Raw genomic sequence first — 14,657 nt, 5'->3', positions numbered from 1 at the left:
GCGGGATTCAGCCGGGGCGGTCGGCCTTCTCGAGGCGGATGGCGGCCCGCACGGCCTCGCGCGCGCGACGGCGGTCGCCCGCGGCGTCGTAGGCGAGGCCGAGCCGGTACCAGGCGCGCCAGTCGTCGGGGTGCGCCTCGACGTCGGCACGGTACGCGGGGAAGACGGCGTCGCCGTCCTCGCGCATCACGCGACCGCTGGGGCGTACCGCGACCTCTTCCTGCGGCAGCGCGCCCTCCGCCTCGAGCCGCGTGCCCAGCTGCTGCGCGCGCACGCCGAACCAGAGCTCGCGCCAGAGCGCCCATGCGGCGATGAGCGGCAGCACGACGAGCGCCGCACCCATCGCGATGCCGACGGGATCGCCGCTCAGCAGCAGCAGCCACGCGCGCTGACCGACGAGCACGATGTACAGCGCGAGCAGCGCCGCCATCACGGCGACGCCGATGCGAGCGCTCATGCGCCGGTGGTGCGGGCGACCTGACCGGGCACGCCGCCCTCGTCGACGGGCCGCCCGTCGGCCGAAGGAGTGCGACGGCCGATGCCGATGTCGATCAGGCTGTCGAGCCCGATGGTCACCCCCGCGGCGTCGCGCGCCGCGGCGAGGGCGAGACGGATGCCGGGACCGTACGCCTGCGCGGGATCCACGGTGTCGTGAACGATCGTGAGGGACTCCCCCGCGCCCGAGAAGATGGTCTCCTGGCGGGCGATGACGCCCGGGCGGCGCAGGGAATGGATCGGCACGCTCGCGACCTGCTGGCCCCGGGCGCGCTGGTCGACGTGCGGCGACTCCACCGGGCCGACACCGTCGCGCGCGGCGGCGATGAGCTCTGCCGTCCGCACAGCCGTGCCGCTGGGCGAGTCGATCTTGGTCTCGCGATGAGCTTCGACGATCTCGATCGACGGGAAGAACGGGGCTGCCGCGGCGGCGAGGGCCGAGCCCAGCACCGAGCCGAGCGAGAAGTTGGGGATGAAGACGGCGCCGGTGCCGGCCGCCTCGACGAGGGGCCGCACCAATGCGATGCGCTCGGCCGACCACCCCGAGGTGCCGACCAGCACGTTGATGCCCTGTTCGATCGCGGCGCGGACCACATCGATCGACACGGCCGGCGTGGAGGCATCGACCACGAGGTCCGCCCCAGCGAGCTCGGACAGTTCGGAGCGGGACGACAGCACCGCGGCGACCTCGAACCCGGGTTCGGCCTCGACCACATCGCGGATGATCGCGCCGAGTTTTCCGGTGCCGCCCACGATGGCCACGCGTGTCGTCATGCCTCCATCCTAGGCGGCGGGCGGCCCGCGCCCCGGGCCGCGCCGCCCCGGTGCGCCTACGCTGGAGAGGTGGTGACACTCCGCCCCTCCCCCGTCGACGCGCCCGACGCCCATGACCTCCTCGCCGAGTACTTCCGGATCCGCACCGAAGGATTCGCCGACCAGGGCGTCGCCTATCGCACGACCTTCCCCGACCCCGCGGCCTTCGTCCCGCCCGCCGGCGTCTTCGTGGTGCTCGACGACGACGAGGGCGTGGCGCAGGGTTGCGGAGGCATCCGCCTCATCCCCGACGGGCCTCTCGGCACGCGGTACGAACTGAAGCACCTGTACCTGCGCCCGGTCACCCGCGGCCGCGGGTGGGGCCGCCTGCTGGTCGAGGACCTGGTCGAACGCGCGCGCGCCTTCGGCGCCGCAGAACTCGTGCTCGACACGCACCACTCGCTCGAGGCCGCCGGCGCGCTCTACGCGCGCACCGGGTTCGTCGCGATCGAGCCGTACAACGACAACCCGAACGCGTCACGCTGGTACGGCAAGCCGCTCTGAGCGCCGCCGCGAGTCAGACGGGGTAGACCTCGGGGAGGCCTGTCCGGAGTTCGACCGGCAGGTGTGCGAGGTCGTTGTGCGACAGCAGCGTCCACGGGCGCCCCTGCTTCTGCGCGATGACCGTGAGCCCGCAGTGGGCCTGGTTCAGCGTCATCCAGCGCCAGTCGGGCGCCTGCAGCACCTCTCGCACGAACCACGCGATCACGAAGTTGTGCGTGATCAGCAGCTCGTGCACCTCGCCGCGCTTGCGCGCCAGGAACTCGCTCGTCGCATCCGCCATCTGGGCACGGCCGGCTTCGACCTCGGCCTCGGTGACGGAGCCGAAGAACGGCTCGAAGGCGGCCGGCGTCTCGTCGGTCATGCCCGTCGGCACGCAATCGAACAGCAGCGCGGACGGCTCGGGCGTGAGCGACGGCATCCGCTCGGCGACCGCACGAGCGGTCTGGCTGGCCCGCTCCAGCGGCGAATGCCACAGCGCGTCGAACGGCACCCCGGACAGCCGATCTGCGATCAGCGCCGCCTGCCGGCGACCGCGCGGCGACAAGGGTCCGTCGACGAGTCCGTGCTCGGCGTCCTGATGCTCACCATGCCGCACGAGGTAGATGTAGTGCGTCACGCAGCTCACTCCGTCGGGGATCGCGTGCCCAGGGGAAGGCACTCCCTCCACCCTATGACACCGCCCCGGGGTCGCCCGCGACCCTGTGGACGGGCGCGTCGATCGGCCCGCGAGCGGCGCGGAGGCGGTGTGCCGAACGTCGCTCCGCCCGGCCCGCGAGCCGCGCGGCGACTACTCCGAGGCGCGGCCGATGTCGGACAGCTGGCCGCGGCTGAGACGGACGCCGACGCCCTGCACGAGCTCCTCGACGTGCTGCGGCGCGTAGGCGTTGACGATCGGCGCGGTGACGAGCTTCTGCGAGAGGAGCCACGCGACGGCGACCGCGGCGTCGGGCACTCCGAGCTCCGCACCGACGGCGTCGAGGGCGCGCAGCGTGCGGCTTCCGCGGCGATTGAGGTTGGCGGCGAGCTGTGCACCACGCACCGACAGGGCGCCGCGGATCTTGGAGCGCTGGCGGCCCGCGAGGAAGCCGTGCTCCAGCGCGTGCGACGGGGTCACCGCCATGCCCTGCGCACCCGCGACGAGTCGCAGGTCGGCGTCGAACTCGTGACGGCGCAGCACGTTGAACGGGACGTCGAGCACCGTGATGCGCGGATAGCCCGCCGACGCGAAGATGCGCGCCTCGACGAGCTGCGCGGCGCTGTAGCCGATGGCGCCGAGCGCCCGCACCTTGCCGGTCTCGACGAGCCACTCCGCCGTCGCGAGGGTGTCTTCGAGGGATGAGGCGCGATCGGTCGTCGCATCGAGATAGAGCACGTCGATGCGGTCGGTGCGCAGCCGGTTGAGCGACGCCTCGACCGCGCGCACGAGGTTGACCGGCCCGAGACCCGGGTTGTCGGCGTGGCCGCCGACGCGGACGGCGAGCACGACGTCGTCGCGGAGGCCGCGGGACTGCAGCCACTGGCCGATGATGTGCTCGCTGCGACCGCTGGAGTAGCTGTCTGCGGTGTGCACGGCGTTGCCACCCAGCTCGGCGTAGGTGTCGAGGATCGCGTGGCTCGACTCGAGGTCGACGTTCCACCCGAACTCGGCGGCGCCGAGGATGAGCGGGAAGATGTGCGAGCCGCTCTCGCCGAGCGGGACACGGATGTTGCTGCCGACCGCGGGACCCTGCACCGGGATCGGGGCGGAGGGATGCGGGCCGCGGACGACGGCGCCCGGCGACGCGGACGCGGCATCCGGACTCGACGACGGGAGCGTCGAGTCAACGCCGAAGTAAGCCATGTGCCACCCCCTCACGAATCCGCACGGATGTCGTGATCACTGTTCGCGCCCCCCGGCGCTTACACACAGGGTAGGCCAGTCCGGACAGGGAGCCGTTCACTGAGGCGAACTATGGATAAACATTACATAACGCTTTGGTCACGACGCGCCGATCCTCAGGGGGTTCACCCCCTCATCGGCGCCTGCCCCGCCGTCTGCAGCTACCGGACGACCGACGACGGATGCCCGCCCCCACGAGGGGACGGGCATCCGTGATTCATCGACCGGGCGGACCGGACGGCGAGGGCGTTCAGCCTTCGGCGGGAGCCTCCGGGCCCTCGCTGGCCGCGGCGCGACCCTCCTGGTCGGCGGCCTCCTCGAGCACCGGCTCGAGCGAGAGCTTGCCGCGGTCGTCGATCTTGGTGATCTTGACGAGCAGCTTCTGGCCCACCGAGAGCACGTCCTCGACGTTCTCCACGCGCTTGCCGCCGGCGAGCTTGCGGACCTCGCTGACGTGCAGCAGGCCGTCCTTGCCGGGCAGGAGCGAGATGAACGCGCCGAACGTCGCGATCTTGACGACCGTTCCGAGGAACTGCTCGCCGACCTCCGGGTTGGTGGGGTTGGCGATCGCGTTGACCTGGGCGCGGGCGGCCTCGGCCGACGGGCCGTCGGTCGCGCCGATGTAGACGGTGCCGTCCTCCTCGATGGAGATCTGCGCGCCGGTCTCGTCCTGGATCGCGTTGATCGTCTTGCCCTTCGGGCCGATCAGCTCGCCGATCTTGTCGACCGGGATCTGAACACTGATCACTCGCGGAGCGGTCGGTGCCATCTCGTCCGGGCCGTCGATCGCGGCGTTGAGCACGTTCAGAATCGTCAGACGCGCGTCCTTGGCCTGAGTGAGCGCGGCGGCGAGGACCGACGACGGGATGCCGTCGAGCTTCGTGTCGAGCTGGATCGCCGTGACGAACTCGCTCGTGCCGGCGACCTTGAAGTCCATGTCGCCGAGCGCGTCCTCGGCGCCGAGGATGTCGGTCAGCGCCGCGTAGCGCGTCTGGCCGTCGACCTCGTCCGACACGAGGCCCATCGCGATGCCGGCGACGGGGGCGCGCAGCGGCACACCCGCGTTCAGCAGCGACAGGGTCGACGCGCACACCGAGCCCATCGATGTCGATCCGTTCGAGCCGAGGGCCTCGGAGACCTGGCGGATCGCGTACGGGAACTCCTCGCGGCTGGGCAGCACCGGCACGAGCGCGCGCTCGGCCAGGAAGCCGTGCCCGATCTCGCGACGCTTCGGGCTGCCGACACGGCCGGTCTCACCGGTCGAGTAGGGCGGGAAGTTGTAGTGGTGCATGTAGCGCTTGCTCGTGACAGGCGACAGCGAGTCGATCTGCTGCTCCATCTTGAGCATGTTCAGCGTGGTGACACCCAGGATCTGGGTCTCGCCGCGCTGGAAGATCGCCGAGCCGTGGACGCGCGGGATGACCTGCACCTCGGCGTCGAGCGGGCGGATGTCGGCCAGGCCACGGCCGTCCATGCGGACGCCCTCGGCGAGGATGCGACCGCGGACGATCTTCTTGGTGACGGACTTGTAGGCGGCCGAGAACTCGGTCGTCGCGACGGCGGGGAGCTCGCCGGCCTCGACGGCGGCGACGAGCTCCGCCTTGACGGCGTCCTTCAGCTCGTCGTCGGCGTTCTGGCGGTCCTGCTTGTCGGCGATCTGGTAGATCGGGACGAGCTTGTCGTAGGCGCGGTGCGCGACGAAGTCGTACGTCTCCTGGCTGTACGGCAGGAAGACCGGGAACTCCTTGATCTCCTTCGCCGCGGAGTTGGCGACGACGTTCTGCGCCGCGACGAGCTCCTTGATGAACGGCTTCGAGGCCTCGAGGCCTGCGGCGACGATCTCCTCGTTGGGCTTGGTGGCGCCCGCCTTGATGAGGTTCCAGCTGTGCTCGGTGGCCTCGGCCTCGACCATCATGATCGCGACGTCGCCGTCGGGCAGCACGCGGCCGGCGACGATGAGGTCGAACACGGCCTCCTCGAGCTGGGTGACGGTCGGGAACGCGATCCACTGGTCGGCGTGCTCGCCGTGGCCGGGGATGAGCGCGAGGCGGACGCCCGCGATCGGGCCCGAGAACGGCAGACCGGAGATCTGGGTCGACAGCGATGCCGCGTTGATCGCGAGCGCGTCGTAGAACTCGCCCGGCGCGATCGAGAGAACCGTGACGACGATCTGCACCTCGTTGCGGAGGCCGTCGACGAACGACGGACGCAGCGGGCGGTCGATGAGACGGCACACCAGGATCGCCTCGGTCGAGGGGCGGCCCTCACGACGGAAGAACGAGCCGGGGATCTTTCCGGCGGCGTACGAACGCTCTTCGACGTCGACGGTCAGCGGGAAGAAGTCGAAGCCCTCGCGAGGGGACTTGCCGGCGCTGGTCGCCGACAGGAGCATCGTCTCCTCGTCGAGGTACGCGGCGACGGCACCCTGTGCCTGCTGCGCGAGTCGTCCGGTCTCGAACCGGACGGTACGGGTGCCGAAACGGCCGTTGTCGAGAACGGCCTCAGCGGCGGTGATTTCAGGACCTTCCAAGAGGTCTCTCCTTCTTTGTTTAGGCTCGCACGCGCGTTTCGCGCACGAGCTTGTGCGAAGGAGCACGAACAGGCAGATCTCGGCGCGCGGGAGTGCCGCGAGGTTCGCCAGCGCTGGTCACCAGTAGAAGATCACCCGACGTCGTCGGGGCGGGGAATCCACCACAGGGGACCAGCTTCCTGCCGGCCTGCTCCGAGTAGCTCACATGTGGAATTGAGCGGTTGCCACAGGGCAACCCGACACAGCCTATCAGCCACCCCCTCCGATCACCCACCCTGGCGGGCGCCGGATGCCGCGCCTAGGGTGGGGGGCATGAGCACCGACGAGAAGCCGGCGTCCGCGGCATCCGATGAGATGAAGCGCAAGTTCAAGGAAGCACTCGACAAGAAGAACGCGAACAACCGTCAGGGCGAGTCCCACATGGACGCCGATTCGGCGATCCACGGCACGCACGGGGCGGTCACGAAGCGCGAATTCCGTCGCAAGAGCGGGTAGGAGCAGGTCGGAGCAATGATCGCGAGGCGGCCATGAGCGACTTCCGGGAGCGGATCCCCGACGACGAGCGCGACGTGCCCGTCGACGACAGCGTGGAGTTCGAGCTCCCTCCGCCGACCCTCGACCCGCTCGAGGCGGTCGAGGACGAGGTCGACGACGTCGAGCTCGAGGAGCGTGAATCGGCGATCGAGGCCGGGGAGATCAGCCCCGACGCCTGACAGGCCGCCGTCACGCGATCTGGGGGATGACGCGGCGCGCGCTGCGGTATAGCTTCGGCACCGAAGGGTCGACCGGGGGGTGCGGTGGACTGCGCACCGCAGCCTCCGTCGCGCGCCCGCGCGGCCGGCCCGCCCAGCGATGGAGGATGCATGTACCAGGACGAAGCGCTCCAGCCCACCTTCACCCGAGCCGGCGAGGCGACGACCGCGAGGTACAACGTCATCCCCGAGGGCGAGATGCTGCCCGAGACCGCGTACCGGGTCATCCGCGACCAGACGATGCTCGACGGCAATGCGCGGCTGAACCTCGCGACCTTCGTCGGCACCTGGATGGACGACTACGCCGACAAGCTCACGGTCGAGTCCGCCGACAAGAACATGATCGACAAGGACGAGTACCCGGCGACGGCCGCGATCGAGGAGTGCTGCTGGCGTATCCTCGGCGACCTGTGGAACGTGCCCGACAACGATGACGTGATCGGCACATCCACCATCGGCTCCTCCGAGGCGTGCATGCTCGGCGGCCTCGCACTCAAGCGCCGCTGGCAGCACGCGCGCCGCGCCGCCGGCAAGTCCACCGAGAAGCCCAACCTCATCATGAGCTCGGCCGTCCAGGTGTGCTGGGAGAAGTTCTGCAACTACTTCGACGTCGAGATGCGGCTGGTCCCCGTCACCGAGGAGCACCCGCTCATGGACGGCACAGGGCTCGAGGACTACGTCGACGAGAACACGATCGGCGTCGTCGCGATCGTGGGCGTCACGTACACGGGCGCGTACGAGCCGGTGAAGGCCATCGCCGCGAAGCTCGACGAGATCCAGGCGAAGACCGGGCTCGACATCCCGATGCACGTCGACGGCGCCTCGGGCGCGATGGTCGCACCGTTCCTGCAGCCCGACCTCGAGTGGGACTTCCGCGTCGAGCGCGTGCAGTCCATCAACACGTCGGGCCACAAGTACGGGCTCGTCTACCCGGGCGTCGGATGGGTGGTCTGGCGCAACACCGCGGCGCTGCCCGACGACCTCGTCTTCAAGGTGAGCTACCTGGGCGGGTCGATGCCCACCTTCGCGCTGAACTTCTCGCGGCCCGGCACCCAGGTGCTCCTGCAGTACTTCCGGTTCCTGCGCCTCGGCCGCGCCGGCTACACCGCGATCCAGCAGGCCTCGCAGAACGTCGCCGTGTACCTCTCGTCGGCGATCGCCGAGCTCGACGCCTTCGAGCTGCTGAGCGACGGCACCGACATCCCCGTGTTCGCGTGGCGCCTCAAGGAGGGCCACACCGACAAATGGACGCTCTACCACCTGTCGGAGCGGCTGCGCATCAAGGGCTGGCTCGTCCCGGCGTACCCGCTGTCGGGCGAGCTGTCGGACCAGACGGTGATGCGCATCGTGTGCCGCAACGGGCTCAGCCGCGACCTCGCCGAGGATCTCATGAAGGACATCCAGAGCGAGACCGAGTTCCTCGACTCACTCGACAGCCCTATGCCCCACCCCGGCATCGGTCCCGTCTTCCACCATTGAGCGCCGCGCAATCGGCCGACCCGGCCGCGCGGCGCATGCGGCGACTCCGGCGGGAGTCGTGGGGCTTCGCGGTCGGCTCGGCGCTGTTCTTCATCGGCGTGGTGCCGGCCTATGCCGCGTGGGCGGGGCTGGTCGGCGCGAACGTCACGTTCTTCGCCGGATCGATCTTCTTCACGACGGCCGGACTCATCCAGCTGCTGCTGAGCGGACGCAAAGCGCCGGACGTGCGCATGAACCGGGCGGACCGCTTCGACTGGTGGGCGGCCGCGATCCAGTTCGCCGGCACGCTGCTGTTCAACGTGTCGACCGCCGCCGCGCTCATCGCCGCGATGACCGATCCGGACTACGTCGGCGCGGGCTGGCGGCCCGACGCCTGGGGGTCGATCGCCTTCCTCGTCTCGAGCGTGCTGGCGGTCGTCGCGACGAAGGACCGCGGGACGCTGTGGGACCGCGACGCCCGCACGTGGCACGGCACCGGCCTCAACCTGCTGGGCTCGATCGCCTTCGGCGTCTCCGCGGTCGCCGCCTTCGTGGTGCCGGCGACCGGCGAGCTCCTGAGCCCGCTGTGGGCGAACCTGGGCACGGGCGTGGGCGCGCTCTGCTTCTTCGCGGCGGCCCTGCTGGCCCGCCGCACGATCGGCGAGAAGGACTGAACGGATGCCTCAGCCTGCGTGCGCGCGGGCAGGCACGTCGCCGGGGCCGCCGATGAGCACGTAGTCGGCGTGCTTGGCGACGAGCCCGTCCCCCGCCGTGCGCCCATGGAGGCGCCGCCACACCCATGGCAGGGCGTCGCGGCGGAGCCACGTGCCGGGCAGCACCGGGTCGTCGTCGGCGTGCAGGCTCGCGTCGAGCTCGCCGAGCGCCTCGGCGTCGGGCACGCCGAGGGCCTCGGCCGCGCGGTAGGCGAGATACCGGTGACCGCGCGGACGCAGGTGCACTTTGTCGTCGGCCCAGAGGTCGAGGTCGCCGACGGCGGGAAGCCCGCGCGCGTCGAGGAACGCGTCGGTGTCGAGCAGCACCGCGCCCGTGGCCGCGGCGATGCGCCGCAGCTCCGACGAGAACACGGCGAACCGGCGCGCGAACAGCCGCGCCGGGCGCCGGCGCGGGAGGAACGGCGTCACGAGGAGCACGTCGATCCCGGCGCCGCGCAGCGTCCGCACGGCGTCCTCGAGTTCACCGGCGACGGCGACCGGATCGACGCGGCGCGCGACCAGGTCGTTGGCGCCGATGAGGATCGACACGAGTTGCGGCCGCAGTGCCAGCGCCTGGGGCACCTGCTCGCTCACGACGTGCCGCACCCGGCGGCTGCGCACCGCGAGGTTGGCGTAGCGGAACGGCTCGCCGGAGGCCCCCGCGTGGGCGAGGAGCTGCGCGAGGCGGTCGGCCCAGCCGCGGTACTGCCCTGCGGGCATGCGCGAGGCGTCGCAGAGCCCCTCGGTGATCGAGTCGCCGAGCGCGACGAACCGCGACCACGAGCGCCGCGGCGCGGGCGTCGGCACCGCCGGCCGGGTCGCCGCGCGCTGAGGCTGCGCGTCGTCGATGGGTCGCAGCATCCGCGCCTCGTCGTAATGCTCGACCAGGCGGCTGCAGACGGCGTGCCACGTGCGCTCGCGCACCGATTCGCGGGCCGCAGCCGCGAACGCGCGGCGCTTGCCGGCGTCGCCGACGAGGTCGGCGACGCGGGCGCGCAGGTCGCCGAGGTCTCCGGGTCGGTAGAGCCATCCGTCGACCGACGATCGCACCAGGTCGACGGGGCCGCCGACGCCGGTCGCGACGACCGGCACGCCGCTGGCGAGCGCCTCCTGGATCGTCTGCCCGAACGTCTCGCTCTCGCCCGGGTGCACGAAGACGTCGAAGCTCGCGAGCGCCTCGGCGAGCCGGGCCCCGGTGAGGTGTCCGGTGAAGACGGCGTCCGGCAGCGCGCGCTCCAGCGCCGGCCGGGCGGGTCCGTCGCCGACGATGACCAGGCGCGTACCGGGGAGCCCGGCGAGCGCGGCGAGGTCCTCGACCTGCTTCTCGGGCGCGAGCCGGCCGAGGTAGCCGACGATGGTCTCCCCCGGCGCGATGCGCGCGCGCCAGTCGTCGCTGCGTCGTTCGGGCCCGAAGCGCTCGACGTCGACGCCGCGTCCCCAGCGGCGCAGGCGATCCACGCCGAGGTCCTCGAGCTGCCGCAGCGACGCGGACGACGGTGCGAGCGTGAGCGTGGCACGTCGGTGCAGGCGCCCGATGTGGCGTCCGACGAGGGCGGAGGCTTGCGGCATCCCGTACTTCTCCGCGTACGCGACGACGTCGGTCTGGTACACCGCGACCGACGGCACCCGCAGCGCGTCGGCGGCGGCGAGACCCTGCCAGCCGAGGACGAACGGCGAAGCCAGATGCACGACGTCGGGCCGGAACTCGCGGAGGATCGCTGTCAGCCGCGCGGCCCGCGCGAACACCACGCGCACCTCGGGATACGACGGCAGGGGCGCCGAGCGCAGCAGCTCGGTGCGGGCGCCGTGGAGATCGGTGGTGATCTCTCCGGCGCGCGGTGCGATGACGAGCGTCTCGTGTCCTTCGGCGGCGAGATGCCGGAGGACGTGGAGCACCGACCCCGTCACCCCGTTCATGTGGGGCAGGAACGATTCGGCGAGCAGTGCGACTCTCACGCCTCCAGCGTGACGGGACGAAGGAAGACGGATGCCGCGAACCCGCCTCCGTGCGGAAGAGTTCACCGGATGCACCGCGGCGGGTCACCGGACGTGCCCCGTTCCGTCGCCGTTCACCGCGGGCGGCTACCAAGAAGACATGGTCGAGGACCTGCTCACCACCGTCGCGTCCAGCGCGTGGGCGCTGCCGCTGCTTTTCGCCCTCGTCCTGGGCGACGCGTTCCTGGTGGTGATCCCGGGCGAGGCGGCCGTCACCGCACTGGGTGCGCTGGCGGTGTCGCAGGGCGAGCCCGCGCTCGTCGCGATCGTGCTCGTGGCGGCCGCCGCCGCCCTCACCGGCGACGCCATCTGCTACCTCATCGGCCGCACGATCGGGCTCGAGCGCTGGCGCTGGATGCGCGCACCCCGAACGCAGACGGCCTTCGCATGGGCGCGGCTGCGGCTCGAGCGGCGCGCGGCGCTCGTGCTGTTCACGGCACGGTTCATCCCGTTCGCGCGGCTCGCCGTCAATCTGACCGCGGGCGCGACGCGCCTGCCGGCACCGCGCTACCTCGCGGTGGCGGGCCTCGCCGCCCTCGCGTGGGCGATCTACCAGGCGCTGGTCGGCGCGATCGTCGCCACGTTCGTCCCCGGTGGGCCGGTGGTGGCCGTCGTCGTCTCGGTGGCGTTCGCCGTCGGCCTCGGGCTCGCGATCGACGCGGTGCTCGCGCGGCGCCTGGGCGCCCGGCGCGCGGCCGAGAACGAATGAGCCGGGCATCGCGTGATGTCGCCCCCGGAGGCCATGATGGGCGCGTGGCAGACGTGACACCCGACGCATACGACGACGCCTTCCTCGGCATACCGCTCCCCCTCCCCCGGCCCGGCGACGGGCGTGAGGTGCGCGAGCTGACCTACCCGCGGTTCACGGTGCTGCTCGATCCCCAGCGCCGGCTCGCGGCCGTGACCGGGGTGAACATCGACGGCGCCGCGCTGCAGGACCTCCCCCGCACTGGCACGTGGGAGCTCGATCCGCGCATCCCTGCGGCGGAGCAGGCGGGCCCGGCCGTCTACGCCTCGAACGACCTGGACCGCGGGCATCTGGTGCGCCGCCGCGATCCCGGCTGGGGCTCCGAACAAGAGGCTCGCCGGGCGACGGAGGCGACGTTCACCTACCCGAACGCGGCGCCGCAGGCGAGCGGGTTCAACCAGTCGAAGGAGCTCTGGCTCGGCCTCGAAGACCACGTGCTGGAGTTCGCCGACGCCACCGACGAGCGCATCAGCGTCTTCACGGCACCGGTGCTGGCCGCCGACGATCCGCTGTACCGCGGCATCCGTGTCCCGCGCCGGTTCTTCAAGGTCGCCGCGTGGACGATCAGGGACGACGGGATGCCTCGGCTCGCGGCCGCAGGCTTCGTGCTGGACCAGTCGGAGCTCATCGACCTCAGCCAGGGCGTGCTCGAGGTGCCGACGCTCGGCGCCTTCCGCACCTTCCAGGTGCCGATCGCCGACATCGAGGAGCTGTCAGGCGTGGACCTCGGCAGCCTCGTCGAGGCCGATGTCCTCCCCCGCACGACAGTGCGCGGAGAGGACGCGTGGCGTCCCCTCCGCGCACCGGAGGATGTCGTCCTCAGCTGAGGATCACTCCCCTGCGAGACCGCCGAGCAGGTGACCGAACGAACGGCCCTCACCGAGGTAGTTCGCGGGGTCGAACGGGTCGGCGTCGGTCGCCGGCTCGCGGCGCTCGATGGCCTCGGCGAGCTCGCGCGCACCGCGATCGATGCGCTCGCCCAGCGGCGCGACGTTGTCGGCCGATGCGCCCCAGTCGCTCGACGCGGCGAACACGCCGGTCGAGACCGGCTCGGCGTGCAGGTACGTGAACAGCGGCCGGATGGCGTAGTCGATCGCCAGCGAGTGACGGGCGGTGCCCGCGTTCGCGCCGATCAGCACGGGCTTGCCGGTGAGGGCGTCGGGGTCGAGCACGTCGATGAACGACTTGAAGAGCCCCGAGTAGCTGGTGGAGAAGATCGGCGTGACCGCGATCACGGCGTCGGCCGAGACGACCGCGTTGATCGCGGACTCGAGTGCCGGCGGCGCGAACCCGGTGAGCAGGTTGTTCGTGATGTCGTGCGCGTAGTCGCGCAGCTCGAACACGTCGACCTCGATCTCCATGCCGCGCTCCGCGAGCTGCTTCACGGTCGCGGCGGCGAGCCGATCGGCGAGCATGCGGGTCGACGACGGGTTCGAGAGCCCGGCCGAGATCACCGCGATGCGGCGAGCCGAGTTGGTCATCTCACGCCTCCTTGCGGCCGAGGCCGAACGCTGCGCCCGCGGGCGCGGGGCTGTCGGCGTACGGGCTCGCGCCGACGAGGTTGTCGCCGCGGTTCGCGCCGGGGACCGCCTGGCGCGGCGCCTCGTCGCCGTACTTCGCGGTCACGAGGTTCGCGTGGGTCGGGGCATCCGGAACGTCCGCCGGACGGTTCTTCTGCAGCTCCTTGCGGAGCACCGGAACCACCTCGCCACCCAGGATGTCGAGCTGCTCGAGGACGGTCTTCAGCGGCAGGCCGGCGTGGTCCATGAGGAACAGCTGACGCTGGTAGTCGCCGTACGTCTCGCGCATCGCGGCGTACCGGTCGATGACCTGCTGCGGGGAGCCCACCGTGAGCGGGGTCATCTCGCTGAAGTCCTCGAGCGACGGGCCGTGGCCGTAGACCGGCGCGTTGTCGAAGTACGGGCGGAACTGCTTCACCGCGTCCTGCGAGTTCGCAGCCATGAAGACCTGTCCGCCGAGGCCGACGATCGCCTGCTCAGGCGTGCCGTGACCGTAGTGCGCGAAGCGCTGGCGGTAGAGCTGGATCAGGCGCTGGTAGTGCTCCTTGGGCCAGAAGATGTTGTTCGCGAAGAAGCCGTCACCGTAGTACGCGGCCTGCTCGGCGATCTCGGGCGTGCGGATCGAGCCGTGCCACACGAAGGGCGCCACGCCGTCGAGGGGGCGCGGGGTCGAGGTGAATCCCTGCAGCGGCGTGCGGAACTGGCCCTCCCAGTCCACGACGTCCTCCCGCCAGAGGCGGTGCAGCAGGTTGTAGTTCTCGATCGCGAGCGGCAGGCCCTGGCGGATGTCCTTGCCGAACCACGGGTACACCGGGCCGGTGTTGCCGCGGCCGATCATGAGGTCGGCGCGACCGTCCGACACGTGCTGCAGCATCGCGTAGTCCTCGGCGATCTTCACCGGGTCGTTCGTGGTGATGAGCGTCGTCGCGGTCGAGAGGATGAGGCGCTCGGTCTGCGCCGCGATGTACGCGAGCGTCGTGGTCGGCGACGACGACCAGAACGGCGGGTTGTGGTGCTCGCCGAGCGCGAAGACATCGAGACCCACCTCCTCGGCGTGCTTGGCGATCTTCAGGGTCGCCTTGACCCGCTCCGCCTCACTCGGCGTGGTGCCGTCGGTCGGGTCCTGGGTGATGTCGCTCACCGTGAAGATGCCGAACTGCATACCCGACCACGTGGTGCTCTCGCTCACGATCGCTTCTCCGCTCTTTCGCCGTGCGGGTTCTCCGTCGTGCGAATCCATGCAAATGAAT

The 14,657-nt window shown here is 71.1% G+C and carries 15 protein-coding genes; 7 read left to right on the top strand and 8 right to left on the bottom strand.

Features of this window, described 5'->3' with window-relative positions; translation table 11 throughout:
* Positions 1-7 precede the first annotated feature (7 nt).
* Together ACFC1I_RS14590 and dapB are read right to left on the bottom strand one after the other, a co-directional pair.
* Positions 8-457, bottom strand: a complete 450-nt coding sequence (locus tag ACFC1I_RS14590; RefSeq protein ID WP_376010695.1) for a hypothetical protein — start codon at positions 455-457, stop codon at positions 8-10.
* Complete coding sequence (gene dapB / locus ACFC1I_RS14585) at positions 454-1,269, bottom strand: 4-hydroxy-tetrahydrodipicolinate reductase (protein ID WP_376010692.1); 816 nt, start codon at positions 1,267-1,269, stop codon at positions 454-456. The genes ACFC1I_RS14590 and dapB overlap by 4 nt, the downstream gene beginning before the upstream one ends.
* Positions 1,270-1,338: 69 nt before the next feature.
* Here dapB and ACFC1I_RS14580 point away from each other — a divergent pair, with 69 nt between their 5' ends.
* Positions 1,339-1,812: a GNAT family N-acetyltransferase gene (locus tag ACFC1I_RS14580; protein ID WP_376010689.1), complete on the top strand. Its 474-nt coding sequence runs from the start codon at positions 1,339-1,341 to the stop codon at positions 1,810-1,812.
* Positions 1,813-1,825: 13 nt separating this feature from the next.
* Here ACFC1I_RS14580 and ACFC1I_RS14575 read toward each other — a convergent pair whose 3' ends face one another.
* From ACFC1I_RS14575 to ACFC1I_RS14565, 3 genes are all read right to left on the bottom strand, one after another.
* On the bottom strand, positions 1,826-2,428 hold the full coding sequence (locus tag ACFC1I_RS14575; RefSeq protein ID WP_376010900.1) for a histidine phosphatase family protein: 603 nt from the start codon (positions 2,426-2,428) through the stop codon (positions 1,826-1,828).
* Between the two features lie 171 nt (positions 2,429-2,599).
* On the bottom strand, positions 2,600-3,652 hold the full coding sequence (locus ACFC1I_RS14570; RefSeq protein ID WP_376010687.1) for an aldo/keto reductase: 1,053 nt from the start codon (positions 3,650-3,652) through the stop codon (positions 2,600-2,602).
* Positions 3,653-3,941: 289 nt separating this feature from the next.
* Positions 3,942-6,221, bottom strand: a complete 2,280-nt coding sequence (locus ACFC1I_RS14565; RefSeq protein ID WP_376010684.1) for a polyribonucleotide nucleotidyltransferase — start codon at positions 6,219-6,221, stop codon at positions 3,942-3,944.
* Between the two features lie 312 nt (positions 6,222-6,533).
* On the opposite strand from ACFC1I_RS14565, the gene ACFC1I_RS14560 reads away from it, so the two are divergent.
* From ACFC1I_RS14560 to ACFC1I_RS14545, 4 genes are all read left to right on the top strand, one after another.
* Positions 6,534-6,716, top strand: a complete 183-nt coding sequence (locus tag ACFC1I_RS14560; protein ID WP_376010681.1) for a DUF5302 domain-containing protein — start codon at positions 6,534-6,536, stop codon at positions 6,714-6,716.
* 32 nt (positions 6,717-6,748) lie between these two features.
* Complete coding sequence (locus ACFC1I_RS14555) at positions 6,749-6,934, top strand: hypothetical protein (protein WP_376010678.1); 186 nt, start codon at positions 6,749-6,751, stop codon at positions 6,932-6,934.
* Positions 6,935-7,084: 150 nt separating this feature from the next.
* Positions 7,085-8,452 carry a glutamate decarboxylase gene (locus tag ACFC1I_RS14550; protein WP_376010675.1) on the top strand — a complete coding sequence of 456 codons (1,368 nt, stop codon included), beginning with the start codon at positions 7,085-7,087 and terminating at the stop codon, positions 8,450-8,452.
* Entirely contained in the window at positions 8,449-9,105 is a 657-nt protein-coding gene (locus ACFC1I_RS14545) for a hypothetical protein (RefSeq protein WP_376010672.1), read from the top strand. Before ACFC1I_RS14550 ends, ACFC1I_RS14545 begins: the two co-directional genes overlap by 4 nt.
* A 9-nt stretch (positions 9,106-9,114) precedes the next feature.
* Here ACFC1I_RS14545 and ACFC1I_RS14540 read toward each other — a convergent pair whose 3' ends face one another.
* Complete coding sequence (locus ACFC1I_RS14540) at positions 9,115-11,100, bottom strand: glycosyltransferase (RefSeq protein ID WP_376010669.1); 1,986 nt, start codon at positions 11,098-11,100, stop codon at positions 9,115-9,117.
* A 31-nt stretch (positions 11,101-11,131) separates the two neighbouring features.
* Here ACFC1I_RS14540 and ACFC1I_RS14535 point away from each other — a divergent pair, with 31 nt between their 5' ends.
* Complete coding sequence (locus ACFC1I_RS14535) at positions 11,132-11,848, top strand: DedA family protein (RefSeq protein WP_376010666.1); 717 nt, start codon at positions 11,132-11,134, stop codon at positions 11,846-11,848.
* A gap of 53 nt (positions 11,849-11,901) precedes the next feature.
* Positions 11,902-12,714 (top strand): DNA/RNA non-specific endonuclease, encoded by an 813-nt coding sequence (locus ACFC1I_RS14530; RefSeq protein WP_376010897.1) that lies wholly within the window; start codon positions 11,902-11,904, stop codon positions 12,712-12,714.
* 3 nt (positions 12,715-12,717) lie between these two features.
* Here the strand turns inward: ACFC1I_RS14530 and ACFC1I_RS14525 are convergent, their stop codons facing one another.
* Positions 12,718-13,368: an FMN reductase gene (locus ACFC1I_RS14525; protein WP_376010663.1), complete on the bottom strand. Its 651-nt coding sequence runs from the start codon at positions 13,366-13,368 to the stop codon at positions 12,718-12,720.
* A 1-nt stretch (position 13,369) separates the two neighbouring features.
* Entirely contained in the window at positions 13,370-14,569 is a 1,200-nt protein-coding gene (locus tag ACFC1I_RS14520) for an LLM class flavin-dependent oxidoreductase (protein WP_376010895.1), read from the bottom strand.
* Positions 14,570-14,657: the final 88 nt, after the last annotated feature.

This window comes from Microbacterium sp. NPDC056044 (genome assembly GCF_042267145.1).
Classification (GTDB): domain Bacteria; phylum Actinomycetota; class Actinomycetes; order Actinomycetales; family Microbacteriaceae; genus Microbacterium.
The sequence above is the reverse complement of the archived record's forward strand: the minus strand, read 5'-3'. Positions and strand labels throughout refer to the sequence as shown.